This window comes from Mesorhizobium sp. L103C131B0 (genome assembly GCF_000502275.1).
Lineage (GTDB): Bacteria > Pseudomonadota > Alphaproteobacteria > Rhizobiales > Rhizobiaceae > Mesorhizobium.
Genome location: NZ_AYXC01000016.1, coordinates 147342 through 164719, shown reverse-complemented (window position 1 = coordinate 164719; position 17378 = coordinate 147342). Strand labels below are relative to the sequence as shown.

The following is a 17378-nucleotide window of genomic DNA, read 5'->3' as shown; positions in this document are numbered from 1 at the left end:
AAGCCGGACGCTCGGGATCAGGTTTGAAGCATGCCTTCATTAAAAGACCTTCGTAACCGTATCGCCTCGGTCAAGGCGACGCAGAAGATCACCAAGGCGATGCAGATGGTCGCCGCGGCGAAGCTGCGCCGCGCGCAGGAAGCGGCGGAAGCGGCGCGTCCCTATTCCGAGCGGATGGGTGCGGTGCTGGCCAATATCACGCAGGCGATCGGCGGCGGCGGCGATGCCCCGGCACTGATGACCGGCACCGGCAAGGACGATGTGCATCTGCTCGTCGTCTGCACCGCCGAGCGCGGCCTTTGCGGCGGCTTCAACTCGCAGATTGCACGTCTGGCCCGCGACCATATCCGCCGGCTGCTGGCCGACGGCAAGCAGGTCAAGATCATCTGCGTCGGCAAGAAGGGTTTCGACATTCTGCGCCGAGACTATGCCTCGCTCATTATCGACCGCGTCGACCTGCGCGATGTCAAGAAGCTCGGCTTCGTCAATGCCGATGCGATCGCCCGTAAGATCATCCATCTGTTCGGCGAAGGCGGCTTCGATATCTGCACGCTGTTTTATTCGCAGTTCAAGTCGGTGATCAGCCAGATTCCGACCGCGCAGCAGATCATTCCTGCCGGCGTGGCTTCCGCTCCCGCCGAAGCGACCGCCGGTGGCAATGCCGTCTACGAATACGAGCCGGAGCCGGGCGAGATCCTCACCGACCTCATTCCGCGCAACATCTCGGTCCAGGTCTTCCGCGCGCTGCTCGAAAACGCAGCCGGCGAGATGGGCGCCAAAATGAGCGCCATGGACAATGCAACGCGCAATGCCGGCGACATGATCAACAAACTGTCGATCACCTATAACCGCCAGCGGCAGGCGCAGATCACCAAGGAACTGATCGAAATCATTTCGGGCGCCGAAGCGCTCTAGGCGCGACCGCCAGGAGGTCATCGACCTTCTGATGGAGCGTGAGAAACAAAGGACGAGAAGGGTAAAGACGATGGCGAAAGCAGCGACCCCCGCGAAGACGGCCCCCAAGGCGGCCGCAAAGGCTCCGGCAGCAGCGGCGAAGGCCGCTCCGGCCAAGAAGGCGGCCGCGCCCGCCAAGGCCGCGGCCCCGGCAGTGAAGACGACGAGCGTTGCCGTCAAGAAGACCGGCGCCATCGGCAAGGTTCGCCAGGTCATCGGCGCCGTCGTCGACGTGCAGTTCGGCGATCATCTGCCGGCCATTTTGAACGCCATCGAAACCTCCAATGTCGGCAACCGCCTGGTGCTCGAAGTTGCCCAGCATCTGGGCGAAAACACCGTGCGCTGTATCGCCATGGATTCCACCGAAGGCCTGGTTCGCGGCCAGGACGTCTATGACACCGGCGCGCCGATCACCGTTCCGGTCGGCCCGGGCATGCTCGGCCGCATCATCAACGTCATCGGCGAGCCGGTCGACGAAGAAGGCCCGGTCGACGGCATCGAGATGCGCGCCATCCACCAGCCGGCGCCTACCTATGTCGAACAGTCGACGGAAGCGCAGATCCTGATCACCGGCATCAAGGTGCTCGACCTTCTGGCGCCCTACGCCCGCGGAGGCAAGATCGGCCTGTTCGGCGGCGCCGGCGTCGGCAAGACGGTTCTGATCCAGGAGCTGATCAACAACGTCGCCAAGGCGCATGGCGGCTTCTCGGTCTTCGCCGGCGTCGGCGAGCGCACCCGCGAGGGCAACGATCTTTATCACGAGTTCATCGAGTCCGGCGTCAACAAGAAGGGCGGCGGCGAAGGCTCCAAGGCGGCACTGGTCTATGGCCAGATGAACGAGCCGCCGGGCGCGCGTGCCCGCGTCGGCCTGACCGGCCTGACGGTCGCCGAATATTTCCGCGACCAGGGCCAGGACGTGCTGTTCTTCGTCGACAACATCTTCCGCTTCACGCAGGCCGGTTCTGAAGTGTCGGCGCTGCTCGGCCGTATTCCTTCGGCCGTGGGTTACCAACCAACGCTGGCCACCGACATGGGTGCGCTGCAGGAACGCATCACCACAACGACCAAGGGTTCGATCACTTCGGTGCAGGCGATCTACGTGCCGGCCGACGATTTGACCGACCCGGCGCCTGCGACCTCGTTCGCCCACCTGGACGCGACGACCGTGCTCAACCGCGCGATCTCGGAAAAGGGCATCTACCCCGCCGTCGATCCGCTCGACTCGACCTCGCGCATGCTCGATCCGCTGGTCGTCGGCGAGGAGCACTATGCCGTCGCCCGCCAGGTGCAGTCGATCCTCCAGCGCTATAAGTCGCTGCAGGACATTATCGCCATCCTTGGCATGGATGAGCTGTCGGAAGAGGACAAGCAGACGGTGGCCCGCGCCCGCAAGATCGAGCGCTTCCTGTCGCAGCCGTTCTTCGTCGCCGAAGTGTTCACGGGTGCGCCGGGCAAGCTGGTCGACCTCGCCGACACAATCAAGGGCTTCAAGGGCCTCTGCAACGGCGACTACGATCACCTGCCGGAAGCCGCCTTCTACATGGTCGGCGGCATCGACGAAGCGGTCGAGAAGGCTCAGCGCCTGGCGGCTGAAGCAGCGTAATCAAGGCAATAGGGAGTAGTCAGTAGTCAGTAGTGAATAGCGGCCGGGTGATCAGGACAGCTGTCCTCTCCCTACTCCCTACTCACTATTCCCTACTCACTAAATTGACATGGCTGAAGCTTTCAAGTTCGAACTGGTCTCGCCGGAGCGCCTCCTGGTTTCCGAGCAGGTCGAGTCCGTCGTCATTCCAGGCGCCGAAGGTGAAATGACAGTCATGGCGCACCATGCGCCAGTCATGACCACGATCAAGCCGGGCGTCGTCACGCTGAAGACCGCCGGCGGCAAGGAAGAACGCTATGTGGTGTTCGGCGGCTTTGCCGACATCGTCCCTGCCGGCTGCACGCTGCTCGCCGAATCGGCGGTCGCCGTCGGCGATATCGACCGCGCCGATCTCGCCCGCCGCATCCAGGAAGCCAAGGAAGACGCCGCCGACGCCAAGGACGACCAGAGCCGCAGCAAGGCGGAGCAGTTCCTTAGCCAGCTTACCACGCTCGAAGGCGCGCTGCTGCCGGCGTAAGCCGCAGAATGATTGGACGTGATCCGAGGGGTCATGGTCGGGCAAAGGTATGAAACAGGCCGGGCTTAAGCCCGGCTTTTTGTATCCAGGCGACGTCAGGTCACCTGGTCTTTCCCGGTACACCCAGTGCCGCGAGCGCGAGCGCCACCCCGCCTTGCAGGATATGCTCGCGATGGGCGGCAACCAGTTCGATCAGCGTCTGGCGCTCGGGGCTGCCGCTGGCGAAGCCGGCGAGGTCAAACACCGTCACCACCCGTTCCAGCGTCGGCTGCGCTCCGAGCGCCGCCAACGCGGCGTCGAGCGGATCGGTAAAGTGGGCTTCCGGCAGGTCCTTGCCGCGCGCCTCGCAGGCGGCGATCCAGGCGGCGATCACCAGCGTCAGATGCTCCGGGACCAGGCCGGCCTGGATGCACTCGATGGCGGTAGCGACAATGCGCTGCGGCAATTTCTGGCTGCCGTCATTGGCGATCTGCGCGGTGCGGTGGGCCAGCGCGGTGTTGGAGAAACGTTCGGCAAGTTCGGCCGTATAGGCTGACGTGTCGAGACCGGCATCCGCAGGCAATGTCGGGATGGCCTCGGCCCAGAGCCGGTCGACGAACGCGCGGATCGCGGGATTCGCGAAGGCGCGGTCGACGGTGACGTGGCCGCTGAGCAGGCCGATATAGGCGATGCCCGAATGGGCGCCGTTGAGCAGCCGAAGCTTCATGTCCTCGAACGGCCGGACATCCTCGACCATGGTGACGCCGAATTTCTCCCAGGCCGGGCGGCCGGCTGGAAACCTGTTTTCGATCACCCATTGCCGGAACGGTTCGGTCATCACCGGCCAGGCGTCCTCGAGGCCGAGTTCGACCGCGATGCGCGCCCGGTCGGCATCGGTGGTTGCCGGCACGATGCGGTCGACCATGCTCGATGGGAATGCAACGTCATCGGCTATATGACCGGCGAGGGCAGCGTCGCCTGAAGCAGCAGCGCCGGCATCGCGCAGTTTTGCAAACCCGACCAGCAGCCGGTGCAGCGTGGCGCCATTGGCCGGCAGGTTGTCGCAGCAAAGCACGGTGAAGGGCGGCGTGCCGGCGGCCCGGCGTCGCACCAGCGCTTCCGCCAGGAATCCATGCGCTGTCCTGGGAGATCCGGGATTGCCCAGATCGTGGACGATATCGGGATGGTTTTCGTCGAGGCTGCCGTCGGCGGCCCTGAGATAGGCCTTTTCGGTGATGGTCAGGGTGACGATGCGGGTGCGCGGGTCGGTCAGCGCGGCCAGCACCGCGCCGGGGTCTTCCGGCGCGACCAGCATCGACTGGATCGAGCCGATAATGTGCAGCGCTTCGCCATCGCTGCCGCGCACCGCCAGCGTGTAGAGCCCGTCCTGTGGCGTCAGCGCATCGCGCGTGTCGGGGCTGCGCAGCGAGACGCCGACAATGCCCCAGCCGGTCTCGCCGGCCGCCAGGCAGTCATCGACATAGGCGGCCTGATGGGCACGGTGGAAGGCTCCAACGCCGAGATGGACGATGCCTGGGGCGACACTGGCGCGATCATAGGGGGGGACCGCGACCGAGGCCGGCAAGGATTGCACTGTTGCGTTGGAAAGGCGTCTGCTGGTCATGGCGCGGCTTGTCGCTGGATGGTGTGCGGGGCGGGATCTGCTAGCGGCGTAACATCCGCTCTTCCGCCGCACAATGACCTGACGCCGGTTAAAAGTCATCATACAACAATCCAGTTTTTGTATGTTGACATTATTTCTTTCCAATCCTACCGATATCGCCCCTGGGAGGAACGACGTGGCGGGACTGACCGATCCGGATCTGCTTTTTGCCGCCGAAGGGCGCGCGCTGTCGATCGCGCGCGATCTCCATGCCGGCATCAAGGACCTGCCGATCATCAGCCCGCACGGCCACACCGATCCGCGTTGGTATGCGCTCAACGAGCCATTCCCCGATCCCGCGCAATTGCTGGTGGTGCCCGACCACTACATTTTCCGTATGCTGTTCAGCCAGGGCGTGCGGCTGGAAGATCTCGGCGTCCCGACCCTCGACGGCTCGCCGGTCGAGACCGATCCCAGGGCGATCTGGCGGCGCTTCGCCGAGCACTATTACCTCTTCCGCGGCACGCCGACGCGGTTGTGGCTCGACCATGTGCTCGAGCATCTGTTCGGCATCGAAGAGCCGCTCAACGCCAGCACCGCTAGCCGCCATTACGACACCATCGCGGCGCTTTTGCAGCGCGACGATTATCGCCCACGCGCGCTGTTCGAGCGCTTCAACATCGAGGTCATCGCGACGACCGAGGGCGCACTCGACGATCTCCAATGGCACAAGACGATCCGCGACAGCGGCTGGCAGGGCCGCGTCATCACTGCCTACAGGCCGGATGCTGTCGTCGATCCCGACTTCGAAGGATTTTCGGCCAATCTCGATCGTCTGGGCGAGATCGCCGGCTGCGACACCGGCACATGGGCCGGCTATCTCGACGCCCATCGCCAGCGCCGCGCCTTCTTCAAAAGCTTCGGCGCAACCTCGTCGGACCACGGCCATCCGACGGCCGAGACCGCCAATCTTTCCGATGCGGCGGCGGAAGAGCTGTTCAACCGCATCCGCCGCGGCTCGGACGACGAGCGCGAGCGCAAACTGTTTCGCGCCCAGATGCTGACCGAAATGGCCAAGATGAGCCGCGACGACGGGCTGGTCATGCAGATCCATCCCGGCTCCTGGCGCAACCACTCGCCTGGTGTTTTCCAAAAATTCGGCCGCGACAAAGGCTTCGATATTCCGACCCGCACCGACTATGCCGCGGCGCTCAAACCCTTGCTCGACTGCGTCGGGCTGGAGCGCGACCTCTCCATCATCCTGTTCACGCTCGACGAGACCAGCTACGCGCGCGAACTGGCGCCGCTGGCCGGCGTCTATCCGGCGTTGAAGCTCGGGCCGGCCTGGTGGTTCCACGACAGTCCGGAAGGCATGCGCCGGTTCCGCGAGATGACCACCGAGACCGCCGGCTTCTACAACACCGTCGGCTTCAACGATGACACCCGTGCCTTTCCGTCGATTCCCGCCCGTCACGATGTGGCGCGCCGGGTTGACTGCGCCTTTCTCGCCCGTCTCGTCGCCGAGCACCGGCTGCGTGAGGACGAGGCGCATGAGCTGGCGCGGGAGCTTGCCTACACGCTTGCCAAGAAGGCGTACCGGCTGTGAGCCGGGCGCGTGGAATTTTAAAAGGGAGGAAGACAGTCATGTTGCATTTTTCAAAACTGATGGCAGCCACATTCGCCTTCGGCTCGCTGATGATCGGCGTTGCCGGCGCCCAGACCGTACTGCGCTCGGCTGACACCCATCCGGACGGGTATCCGACCGTCGAGGCGGTCAAATATCTCGGCGAGCTCATCAAGGAGCGCACTGCCGGCCGCTATTCGGTCGAGGTCTATCATTCGGCGCAGCTCGGCGAGGAAAAGGACACGATCGAGCAGACGCAGACCGGTGTCATCGATCTGAACCGCGTCTCGATGGGTCCGTTCAACGGCATCGTGCCGGAAACCGCGGTGCCGTCGCTGCCCTACATGTTCCGTTCGGTCGAGCACATGCGCCATGTCATGGACGGGCCGATCGGCGACGAGATCCTCAAGGCCTTCGAGACGCATGATCTGGTCGGCCTTGCCTTCTACGATTCCGGCGCCCGTTCCTTCTACAACACCAAGAAGGACATCACCTCGATCGCCGATCTGAAAGGCATGAAGTTCCGCGTCATCCAGTCCGACGTGTTCGTCGACATGGTCAACGCGCTTGGCGCAAATGCCACGCCGATGGCCTATGGCGAGGTCTATTCGGCGCTCGAAACCGGCGTCATCGACGGCGCCGAGAACAACTGGCCCAGCTTCGAATCCGCCAAGCACTACGAAGTCGCCAAGCACTATACCGTCGACCAGCACCAGATCGTGCCGGAAGTGCTGGTGATGTCGAAATCGAGCTGGGACAGACTGACGCCGGAAGACCAGGCGATCGTCAAGCAGGCGGCCAAGGATAGCGTCGTCAAGATGCGCGAATTGTGGGACGCGCAGGAGAAGAAGTCGCGAGAGATCGTCGAGAAGGCCGGCGTCAAGGTCAGCGAGATCGACAAGCAGCCGCTGATCGATGCGATGAAGCCGGTCTACGACAAGTATCTGAAGACGCCGGAGCTCAAGGACCTCGCGACGCGCATCCAGGCGACCAAGTGATTTTCTGGCGGGGCGGCATGGCGCCGCCCCGCCAATCGCTTTTAGGGGACGGAAAGACCGGGAGGATCGGATGACTGCGGGAACGGCCAGGAGCGGAGCGCCACCGCGCTTCAGCGCGGTGCTTTCGAAGATTTGCGACGGTGCGCTCTATCTCGCGGGCATCGGGATGGTCGCCATGACCGCGCTTGTTGCCTACCAGGTGTTTTCCCGCTTCGTGCTCAACGCGTCACCGAGCTGGACCGAAGTCACCGCCATCATGCTGATGAACTGGTTCATCTTCCTGGGCGCTGCCGTCGGCGTGCGCGAGAATTACCATATGGGCTTCGACGTGCTGCTCTATATCCTGCCCAAGGGCAGCAAATGGGCGCTGCGCACCCTGTCCGACCTGATCGCGTTTGGCTTCGGCTTCGGCATGGTCTGGTACGGCTGCAAGCTGGTCGGGCTGACCTGGCACACTGTCATCCCGGCGCTCGAACTTCCCGGCGGTTTCGACTATCTGCCGCTGGTTGCCGGCGGCTTTCTGATCTGCCTGTTCTCGGCCGAACGCATCGCGCTGCGCTGGTCCGGCGCCGACATCGACAAGGATATCAATCTCGAAGAAGTGCCGGAAATGCCGGCCGTGCAGGAGGCCTAGATGGAACTCTGGATCCTGTTTGGCGTCTTCACGCTTTTGATGTTTGCCGGCACGCCGATCGCCTTTTGCCTGGGTGCGGCGTCCTTCGCCACCGTGCTTTATCTCGGCCTGCCGCCCCTGGTGGTGTTCCAGCAATTGAAGTCGGGCATGTCGGCGTTCTCGCTGATGGCGATCCCGTTCTTCATCTTTGCCGGCGACCTGATGGTGCGCGGCGGCATCGCGCAGCGCATCGTTTCCTTTGCCGGCTCGCTGGTCGGTCATGTCCGCGGTGGGCTCGGTCAGGTCAACATCATCGCCGCGACGTTGTTCGGCGGCATTTCCGGCTCGGCTGTGGCGGAAGCCGCTGCCGTCGGCGGGCTGATGATCCCGCAGATGAAAGCGCGCGGCTACGGCGCCGACTATGCCGTCAACGTCACCTCGATGGCGGCGCTGATCGCGCTGCTTCTGCCGCCGTCGCAGAACATGATCATCTATTCGATCGCCGGCGGCGGCAAGATTTCGATCGCCGACCTGTTCACCGCCGGTATCCTGCCTGGTCTGCTGTTCGCCGCTTCGCTGATGGTCACCGCCTATTTCGTCGCCCGCAGCCGCGGCTACCCGGTCGAGGCTTTTCCCGGCTTCTCGCGTGTCGGCCAGCTGGCGGTCATCGCCATCCCCGGACTTCTGCTCATCGGGATCATCTTCGGCGGCGTTCGCTCGGGCATTTTCACGGCGACGGAAAGCTCCTGCATCGCCATCATCTACGCTTTGCTGGTCACCGTCTTCGTCTACCGGTCGATGGCCTGGGGCGATTTCGTCCATGCCACAAAGGGCGCGGTGCGCACGACCTCAATGGTGCTGCTGATCATCGGCACGGCGGCCTCGTTCAGCTGGCTGATGGCCTATCTCAAAGTGCCGGTGCTGCTGATCGCAGGCATGAACGCCATCTCCACCGATCCGCTGGTGGTGCTGCTTCTGCTCAACGTCCTGATGCTGCTGCTCGGCACCTTCATGGACATGGGGCCGATGATCATCATCTGCACGCCGATCTTCCTGCCGCTGGTCACCCATTACGGCGTCGACCCCGTGCATTTCGGCGTCATCACCATCCTCAATCTCGGCATTGGGCTCAACACGCCACCGGTCGGCACGGTGCAGTTCGTCGCCTGTGCCGTCGGCAAGATTACGGTCTGGGAAGCGATGCGCTCGATCTGGCCGTTCTATGGCGCGGGCATCGTGGTCCTGGGGCTGGTGACCTATATTCCGGCGATTTCGCTCTGGTTGCCGAGCGTGTTCAAATAGGGCGTCTTCAAATAGACGTCTTCAAACAGGGGTGCGATATGGCATCGGATAGCGCTGTTGATCTCAGGGTCGAGAGAAAACCCAAACTGTCGGAGACCGTCGTCGCAGCGATCCGCAAGCAGCTGCAGGCGGGCGAGATCCTGCCCGGCCACAAATTGCCGACCGAAGGACAACTGACCGAGACCTTCGGCGTCAGCCGCACCGTCATCCGCGAAGCGCTGGCCAAGCTCGCCGCCGACGGGCTGGTCGAGGCGCGCCAGGGCGCAGGCGTGTTCGTCACCGAGCACATCTCAACGATGTTCGGCGCGCTCGCCGCCGACATGGGCAGCAAGGATTCCATCGCGCTCAATGTGCTCGAAGTGCGCCTGGCCGTCGAAATCGAATCGGCCGGGCTCGCCGCCATTCGCCGCAACGCCGCGCAGGAAGCAGCGATCCAGGAAGCGTTCTTCGAATTCGAACGGCTGCTTCTCAACAGCGAGCCGACCGGCCCGGCCGATCTCGCCTTCCACCGGGCAATCGCCAGCGCCACCAACAACCCGTTCTATGTCGAGATGCTCGATGTGCTCGGACGCCGCGCCATTCCTTGCGACGTGACCTCGCCCTGGTCGACCGAACTGGTGCAATCCGACAGCTATCAGCGAGGGCTGCAACGCGAGCATCTGGTGATCCTGAATGCGATCACCTCAGGCGACGCCGAAGCCGCGCGCGAGGCGATGCGCGCTCATCTCACCGCCAGCCAAGAGCGCTACCGCGAGCGGCTGCACGCCCGCCAGGTCTACTACGCCGACTCGGTCAAGGCGTCGGCAACCAAATAGCCATTCATTCAGCTGGAGCAGCAATGACTCAAAGTCGCCCGCATACCGATTTCACCTCGCGTTTCGCCATCGACCCGGTCGCCGCTGCTTCCATGGGCACCGACGAACTGCGTCACAATTTCCATATTGACGACCTGTTCCAGCAGGGACGCATCAGCCTGACCTACACCCATTATGACCGCATGATCGTTGGCGGCGCCGTGCCGGAAGGGACAGCGCTGCCGCTGGAGGCGATCAAGCCGACGGGGACCAAGAATTTTCTCGACCGCCGCGAGCTGATCATCGTCAACATCGGCGGCGCCGGCTCGGTGACGGCAAATGGCGAGACCCACCAGTTGCAGGCACGTGACATGCTCTATCTCGGCATGGGCAGGACCGACGTGTCGTTCGCGTCGGCCGACGCGGGCGCACCGGCCAAATTCTATCTGCTCAGCGCGCCTGCGCATCATACGTATCCCAACCGGCTGATCCGCATCGGCGACGCCAAGCGCCTCGATCTCGGCAGCAAGGAAACCTGCAACGAACGCTCCATCTTCCAGTTCATCCATGCCGATGGCGTCAAGACCTGCCAACTGGTGGTCGGTATGACCCAACTGGCGCCGGGCTCGGTGTGGAACACCATGCCTTGCCATGTGCATGACCGGCGCATGGAGGCCTATCTCTATTTCGACCTGCCGGAGACGGCGCGCGTCTTCCATTTCATGGGCGAGCCGGACGAAACCCGCCACATCGTCATGGGCAATGAAGAGGCGGTGCTTTCGCCGGGCTGGTCGATCCATTCGGGCGCCGGCACCTCCAATTACGCTTTCATCTGGGCGATGGCCGGCGACAATGTCGACTACACCGATGTCGACCCGGTGCCGCTGGGTGAATTGCGTTGAGCGGCCCTTCCTCCTTCAGCCTGGCCGGCAAGCGTATCCTGGTCACCGGCGCGAACACCGGCATCGGCCAGGGCATCGCCGGCTCGATCGCGCGCGCCGGCGGCACCGTCATCGGTGTCGGCCGCTCGGCGATGGACGACACGGAAAGACAAGTCGCGGAAGCCGGTGGCCAGTTCGAGGCGGTGCGATGCGATCTTGCCGACCATGCGGCCGCCAAGGCGATGCTCGACCAGGTCTGGGAAAAGACCGGCCCGATCGACGGGCTGGTCAACAATGCCGGCATCATCCGCCGCGCCGATGCGGTCGATTTCTCCGAGGCCGACTGGGACGACGTCATCGACGTCAATCTGAAGACGCTGTTCTTTCTCAGCCAGGGTTTTGCCAGGCGCGTGCTGACCGACCCGAGGCGGCGCGGCAAGATCGTCAACATCGCCTCGGTGCTGAGTTTCCAGGGCGGCATCCGCGTCGCGTCCTACACCGCGTCGAAACATGGCGCGCTCGGCATAACCCGGCTGCTGGCCTGCGAATGGGCGGCAAAAGGCATCAACGTCAACGCGATTGCGCCCGGCTATATCGAAACCAACAACACCGAGGGGTTGCGCGCCGATCCCGACCGCAGTGCTGCCATCCTGGCGCGCATTCCGGCGGGACGTTGGGGCGGGCCGGAAGACATAGGCGATGCCGCCGTGTTCCTGCTGGCGCCAGCGTCCGACTATATGCATGGCGCGGTGGTTCCCGTGGACGGCGGCTGGCTGGCGCGATGAGGAGATGGTCATGATTGAAGCCAAGATTTTCGCACAGCCCGGCGAGAGCGCCTGGACGCCGACGCCGGACGGCAACAGACGCCGCGTTCTCGTCTCCACCGATGAGCTGATGATGGTCGAGTTCGGCTTCGACAAGGGCGGCGTCGGCGCACTGCATTCGCACCCGCATGTCCAGGCCAGCTATGTCGCCGAAGGTCGCTTCGAGGTGATTATCGACGGCCGCACCGCGACCATCGAGACCGGCGGCAGCTTCATCGTGCCGTCCAATCTGGTGCACGGCGTCAAGGCGCTGGAGGCCGGGCGCCTGGTCGACAGCTTTACCCCGCACCGCGCCGATTTTCTGGCCTGAACCTTTTTCGGCAATTCCAGAAACAGGAAACCCGCGCCTCCTGGGGAGGCGCGGGCTGTTGCCTGTGCGCTCGTGGCGCAGCGGTACTCGAAACATCGCCGCAGGGTTGGACGGTGCCGCAACATGGTGAAGATTGGTTTAACGATGCCAACCAGGTCGATCGCCGGTGGGGTGTTGCTGCTGCTTGTTGTGGTCACGCAGGGGCTGCGCTAATCGTTCTGTCCACGCCGCTGCTTCGGGCGGCCGATCGAAAACATCAGTGATGCAGATATCGACGACGAGCGTACCGACGCACGATCCCAAACGGCGCGTCCTCAAGGACGTGTTCGGTTTCGACGATTTCCGTCCCGGACAGGCCGCGGTGATGGAGGCACTGCTTGGCGGCCGCCACGTGCTGGCGGTCATGCCGACGGGTGCGGGCAAATCGCTGTGCTATCAGGTTCCGGCGCTGGTCAAGGGCGGGCTGACCATTGTCGTTTCGCCGCTGGTGGCGCTGATGCAGGATCAGGTCGCGGCACTGCGCCTCGCCGGCGTCGCCGCCGATACGATCAATTCCTCGATCGACCGTGATGCCAATGTCGCGGCATGGCGCCGCGTCGCGTCGGGCCAGACGCGGCTGCTCTACCTCGCGCCGGAACGGCTGATGACCGAGCGGATGCTGGATGCGCTTGCCAGGCTCGATGTCAGCCTGATCGCCATCGACGAGGCGCATTGCATTTCGCAGTGGGGGCCGGCGTTCCGGCGCGAATATGAAGACCTGTCGCAGCTGCGTGGCATCTTTCCCGACGTACCGATCATTGCGGTGACGGCGACGGCGGACGAGACGACGCGGGCAGACATCGAGAGACGGCTGTTTGGCGGGCGTGTCGAAACGCAGGTGCTTGGCTTCGACCGGCCCAACATCAAGCTTGCCATCGAGCCCAAGCAGGACAGCAAGCGGCAGTTGCTCAACTTCATCGAGCGCCATCAGGGGCGCAGCGGCATCGTCTACTGCCTGTCGCGCAAGAAGACCGAAGAGATGGCGGCATTCCTCGAAAAGAACGGCGTGACCGCGCTCGCCTATCACGCCGGGATGAGCAAGGAGGCGCGTGATGCCAACCAGAACTCATGGTGGCGACCATCGCCTTCGGCATGGGGATCGACAAGCCTGATGTCGCCTATGTCTTCCACACCGACCTGCCGGGCAGCCTCGAAGCCTATTACCAGGAGATCGGCCGCGCCGGTCGCGACGGCCGGGCGGCGGAGGCGCATATGCTTTACGGCCTTGGCGACATCCGCATGCGCCGCATGTTCATCGACGACGAGGACGCCGCTGTCGAACACAAGCGGCGCTCGCATGGCCGGCTCGATACGCTGATCGGCTATTGCGAGACGGCCGAGTGCCGCCGCCAGGTGCTGCTCGGTTATTTCGGTGAAGAGGCGGTCCCTTGCGGCAATTGCGACAATTGCCTGGAACAGGCGCCGCGCGCCGACGGCACCGCCGAGGCGCGCCTCATCCTGGCGGCGGTGGCGCAGAGCGGCGAGCGCTTCGGCGCCGGCCATGTCATCGACATCCTGATCGGCCACGAGACTGAAAAGATCGCGGCAAGGGGGCATCACAGGCTGGCAGCCTTCGGCAATGGCGCCGCGCACAAGAAGGATTTTTGGCAATCTATGATTCGCCAGCTGGTCGCGAACGGTTTCCTGATGCCGGGCCCGGCCGGCCATGGCGGGTTGGCCATCGCGGACAAGGGCCACGCACTCGGCCGGGGCGAGGTGCCGTTCCAGTATCGGGTCGAGATGCGCACGCGCGCCGCGCGCCGCGCGGCTCGTGCCGGGCAGAGCCCCCAGAGCGAAAATGTAGATGCGTCGCTGCTCGCGACGCTGAAGACGCTGCGGCTGCGTCTGGCCAAGGAACGCCAGGTGCCGGCCTATGTGGTGTTTTCGGATCGTACACTGATCGACATGGCCGAGCGTCGTCCGCAAGACCTCGACGATTTTGCCGGGGTCAACGGCGTAGGTGCGGCCAAGCTCAAGGAGTTCGGCGCGATTTTTGTCAGCGCCATTGCCGCGCACCTTTCCGAGACGCCAGGCTGAAAGGGGTTTTGCTGGACCAAAGCCCGATCCGGCATCAGTACGCCTTCAACTTGCCCGCCCGCTTATCCTTTCATTTTGGCGCTACCCTGCCGTAGGGGAATGGCCTTCCAAATTGTATGGAACCGTGACGACAACACACATTCCTGAATCTATGCGGTCGATTCTTCGGATGTAGCCGTGACTATGGAAACCCGCTGTTGCGCGCGGATGGCGGTTTTCTCGGCCTTGGAGACGCTACGTCGGCAGCCGCTATCCCTGACCCGAATGGTATGATTCAGACCATCTTTGTTGTTGAAAACCCGCTTTCGACGGGAGTATAAAACTCGAGGTTACCATTGCTTTTCGTATAGAGGCTGTGGTGGAAACGTGGGTCCAATCCGCAAAGCATTGCCTTGCGTGGAAGTGGTCGAAGCCGGCGGCGAATGGTCCGTTCCTGTGGCCAAGGAAGACCAGGAAATTACCCGATCATTCGTGATTGAACCGTTTGCGCTGTCCTATGCTGAGGGCCAGCGGATACGCCTGCTTCTCGACAAGTTCGTTCGTCTGAAAGACCGGTGGGAACCTGACCACCAGTTCATTGAAAGCGCCCGCCGTAGCCAGCTCCGAGCGGAGAGCCAACTGGACTCCCTGCAATCGACCATCGCCGAAACGCGACGCGTCCTAGAGGCTTCACGGAAGCTCTTGGAAAAGATTGCCGAGCGGGAACACCATACCCAGCCATAGGGAATGGCCGGTGCAGGTTGGGCATGCTTGTGGGGCTTCACGGCACCGGCCACTGCGGGAAGATATGAGGCCCCCCGCGCCGCCTAAGATATAGGCATATTAGCAATCGCGCAATTAACCGTATTGCGCTACCCAGCCGTAGAGGCAAGGAAATCGGAGAAGTTGGTGCCGGTTAACCGCCAGCACGCGAGCAAGTCATTCTGAAAGCATGAAAAACGCGATTTTGCTCGTGCCAATTGAGCGTCTGAAATCTAGTTCCTGCTGCCGATTATCCCCAAGTTAACTGAAATACTTATATTCCCGAAGGGTTGCGAATCAGTCGATTGTCAAGCGCATGCCATGGAGCAAGCAAGGGATCGATCTGAGCAGAAGGGCCGCAGCGGTCGAAGCGCGCTGGGAAATCCGAGCGGCTTCGGCAATTGTCCGCTCTGGCTCGCCCGCTACAACTCGACTCGCGCAGTGTGGACGGAATCACCGGCCATGTGGACGAGAACCATCTGGCGATGTCGTTCACCGAGTTTCGTTCGCGCTTCAGCCTTTAAGGGCAAGGTGATCAAGGCGATCGGATCGCCGCCTCAGGCGGCTTCGCGTTCGGCCTGCGCAGTCAGGTCCGGCTCCCGGCGGCTGTACTGCCGCGGCGAACAGCCCATGACGCGCTTGAATGCCGTGCTGAAGGCGCTTTCGGATTCGTAGCCGAGCGCCAGCGCGATGACGGAAACCGGATCGCCGGAATGCATCAGCCTGTCGCCGGCCAGCATCATGCGCCAGCGCGTCAGATAATCCAGGGGTGAGGCCCCGACCGTCTGCTTGAATCTGAGCGCAAAAGTCGATCGCGACATGCCCGCGCGCTCCGCCAGTTGCTGCAATGTCCAGCCATGCGCCGGGTCCTCGTGCATGGCGCCGATCGCCGCGCCGATCTGCCTGTCGGTAAGTGCGAACAGCCAGCCGACATTGCCTTGCGCGGTCATATGCAGGCGCAAGGCCTCGATCAGGATCATGTGGGCGAGGTGCTCGACGATGAGAAAGCCGCCGGGACGCCGCTGGCGCAATTCCTGCATCATCCGCTCCACCGGCCAGCGAAGCGCCGAATGGTCGCTCTCGCCGCGGATGTGGACGATGGGCGGCAGCATCCGCAAGAGGATGCCGGCATGGTCGCCGGACAGCGTGAAGCGACTGCTGACCAGGAGGAAATCGCCGCCGCCATTATGGACGGTGATGCCGCCGGTCCGCGCCCGTGAAAAGATCGTTCGCGCATCGACCGTCGGCAGGCCGAGATCGCTGGCAAGGCGGAAAGGCCGGCCGCGCGGCAACAGGAAGCAGTCGCCCACATCCAGCCGCACCGCGTCAGGGACGCCCTCGACCGACAGCCAGCATCGGCCGGACACCACGGCGCCGCATTTGATGGCGGCCTGCTGGTCAGGAAACTGGATCGCCCAGTCGCCACCGGTTTCCAGCCCAGCCGACAGGTAATTGCGCGGCTTCAGTAGCGACAGCACGTCTGACAGCGGATCCATGAGCGTTCTCGGACGATTGCGAAGATATCTCGGATTTTACAGTATAGATCGTATGATCTCAAACTTCTATCTCCTTCGCAACGGGCTGCCTGTACGGCCCTCGACAAAAACCAAGGAGAAATCATCATGCGTGTGTTCGTTACCGGGGCTACCGGTTTTGTCGGTTCGGCTGTTGTGCGGGAATTGCTCGGGGCGGGCCATCAGGTGCTTGGCCTCGCGCGGTCGGAAGCAGGTGCGGAGTCGATCGTGGCCGCGGGTGCCGAGGCGCATCGCGGCGATATCGAGGATTTCGACAGCCTGCGCAGCGGCGCTGCCCAATCGGATGGCGTCATCCACACGGCCTTCAACCACGACTTTTCGAGATTCGCCGCCAGTTGCGCAGTTGACCAGCGCGCCATCGAAACGCTCGGCGCGGCGCTCGAGGGTTCCGAGCGACCGCTGCTTGTCACCTCCGGCCTCGCCGGTTTTGCGCAGGGAAGGCCGGCAACCGAAGACGACAAACCCGCGCCTCCATCGGCCGCCATGCCGCGCGCTTCGGAAGCAACGGCCGTGGCGCTCGCAGCGCGCGGGGTGCGCGCATCGACGGTGCGGCTGGCGCCGACCGTCCATGGCGAGGGCGATCACGGTTTCGTGCCGATGCTGATTGCCATTGCGCGTGAAAAGGGCGTCTCGGCCTATGTCGGCGACGGCGCAAATTGCTGGGCGGCGGTGCACCGGTTCGACGCCGCCACCCTGTACAGGCTGGCGGTGGAGAAGGGGGCGGGCGGCGTCAGCTATCATGCGGTTGCCGAACAGGGCGTGGCGAGCAAAGAGATCGCCGAGATCATCGGCCGCCGGCTCGGCCTGCCGGTCGTTTCCATAGGCCCCGAGGACGCGGCTGCGCATTTCGGCTTTCTCGGGCATTTCATCGGCAGGGACTTGTCGGCGTCAAGTGAGCAGACCCGCACTGCGCTGGGATGGCAGCCGACCGGGCCGGGGCTCATCGCCGATCTCGATCGTGCCCGCTATTTCGAGGCCTGATCAGGCCGGCCAGTCGCGTTGCATTGCACCACCGACAGCCTGG

15 protein-coding genes and 1 pseudogene are annotated in these 17378 nt (G+C 63.5%); 14 read left to right on the top strand and 2 right to left on the bottom strand.

Translation table 11 applies throughout. The features are described from left to right. Window positions 1-30: 30 nt before the first annotated feature. From X730_RS142100 to X730_RS142110, 3 genes are all read left to right on the top strand, one after another. Window positions 31-915, top strand: a complete 885-nt coding sequence (locus tag X730_RS142100; RefSeq protein WP_023668672.1) for a F0F1 ATP synthase subunit gamma — start codon at window positions 31-33, stop codon at window positions 913-915. 70 nt (window positions 916-985) lie between these two features. Then, window positions 986-2557, top strand: a complete 1572-nt coding sequence (gene atpD, locus X730_RS142105) for a F0F1 ATP synthase subunit beta (protein WP_023698224.1) — start codon at window positions 986-988, stop codon at window positions 2555-2557. Between the two features lie 109 nt (window positions 2558-2666). Beyond that, a complete protein-coding gene (locus X730_RS142110; RefSeq protein WP_023668674.1) occupies window positions 2667-3074 on the top strand; it encodes a F0F1 ATP synthase subunit epsilon in 408 nt (135 codons plus the stop codon). A gap of 100 nt (window positions 3075-3174) precedes the next feature. Here the strand turns inward: X730_RS142110 and X730_RS142115 are convergent, their stop codons facing one another. Next, window positions 3175-4677 carry a mannitol dehydrogenase family protein gene (locus tag X730_RS142115; protein ID WP_023827090.1) on the bottom strand — a complete coding sequence of 501 codons (1503 nt, stop codon included), beginning with the start codon at window positions 4675-4677 and terminating at the stop codon, window positions 3175-3177. A 175-nt stretch (window positions 4678-4852) separates the two neighbouring features. Here X730_RS142115 and uxaC point away from each other — a divergent pair, with 175 nt between their 5' ends. From uxaC to X730_RS1000000168750, 10 genes and pseudogenes are all read left to right on the top strand, one after another. Beyond that, window positions 4853-6262 carry a glucuronate isomerase gene (gene uxaC / locus X730_RS142120; RefSeq protein WP_023698223.1) on the top strand — a complete coding sequence of 470 codons (1410 nt, stop codon included), beginning with the start codon at window positions 4853-4855 and terminating at the stop codon, window positions 6260-6262. 38 nt (window positions 6263-6300) lie between these two features. Further along, window positions 6301-7278: a TRAP transporter substrate-binding protein gene (locus X730_RS142125; protein WP_023684104.1), complete on the top strand. Its 978-nt coding sequence runs from the start codon at window positions 6301-6303 to the stop codon at window positions 7276-7278. A gap of 166 nt (window positions 7279-7444) precedes the next feature. Further along, window positions 7445-7912: a TRAP transporter small permease gene (locus tag X730_RS142130; protein WP_245260093.1), complete on the top strand. Its 468-nt coding sequence runs from the start codon at window positions 7445-7447 to the stop codon at window positions 7910-7912. Further along, window positions 7913-9193: a TRAP transporter large permease gene (locus tag X730_RS142135; protein ID WP_023684106.1), complete on the top strand. Its 1281-nt coding sequence runs from the start codon at window positions 7913-7915 to the stop codon at window positions 9191-9193. A 38-nt stretch (window positions 9194-9231) separates the two neighbouring features. Beyond that, window positions 9232-10008: a FadR/GntR family transcriptional regulator gene (locus tag X730_RS142140; protein ID WP_023700229.1), complete on the top strand. Its 777-nt coding sequence runs from the start codon at window positions 9232-9234 to the stop codon at window positions 10006-10008. Window positions 10009-10031: 23 nt separating this feature from the next. Then, on the top strand, window positions 10032-10889 hold the full coding sequence (gene kduI / locus X730_RS142145) for a 5-dehydro-4-deoxy-D-glucuronate isomerase (protein ID WP_023827089.1): 858 nt from the start codon (window positions 10032-10034) through the stop codon (window positions 10887-10889). Then, the gene (kduD, locus tag X730_RS142150) at window positions 10886-11653 is read left to right on the top strand and encodes a 2-dehydro-3-deoxy-D-gluconate 5-dehydrogenase KduD (RefSeq protein WP_023742216.1); all 768 of its coding nucleotides are present in this window, start codon (window positions 10886-10888) and stop codon (window positions 11651-11653) included. The genes kduI and kduD overlap by 4 nt, the downstream gene beginning before the upstream one ends. Before the next feature lie 10 nt (window positions 11654-11663). Beyond that, window positions 11664-12002: a cupin domain-containing protein gene (locus X730_RS142155; protein WP_023827088.1), complete on the top strand. Its 339-nt coding sequence runs from the start codon at window positions 11664-11666 to the stop codon at window positions 12000-12002. 262 nt (window positions 12003-12264) lie between these two features. Further along, a pseudogene (gene recQ, locus X730_RS01000000164710) lies at window positions 12265-14078 on the top strand (DNA helicase RecQ). 396 nt (window positions 14079-14474) lie between these two features. Beyond that, window positions 14475-14801: a hypothetical protein gene (locus tag X730_RS1000000168750; protein WP_023827087.1), complete on the top strand. Its 327-nt coding sequence runs from the start codon at window positions 14475-14477 to the stop codon at window positions 14799-14801. Window positions 14802-15376: 575 nt separating this feature from the next. Here the strand turns inward: X730_RS1000000168750 and X730_RS142160 are convergent. Then, on the bottom strand, window positions 15377-16315 hold the full coding sequence (locus X730_RS142160; protein WP_023827086.1) for an AraC family transcriptional regulator: 939 nt from the start codon (window positions 16313-16315) through the stop codon (window positions 15377-15379). 126 nt (window positions 16316-16441) lie between these two features. Between X730_RS142160 and X730_RS142165 the strand changes: the two genes are divergently transcribed. Continuing rightward, entirely contained in the window at window positions 16442-17335 is an 894-nt protein-coding gene (locus X730_RS142165) for an SDR family oxidoreductase (protein WP_023715923.1), read from the top strand. Window positions 17336-17378: the final 43 nt, after the last annotated feature.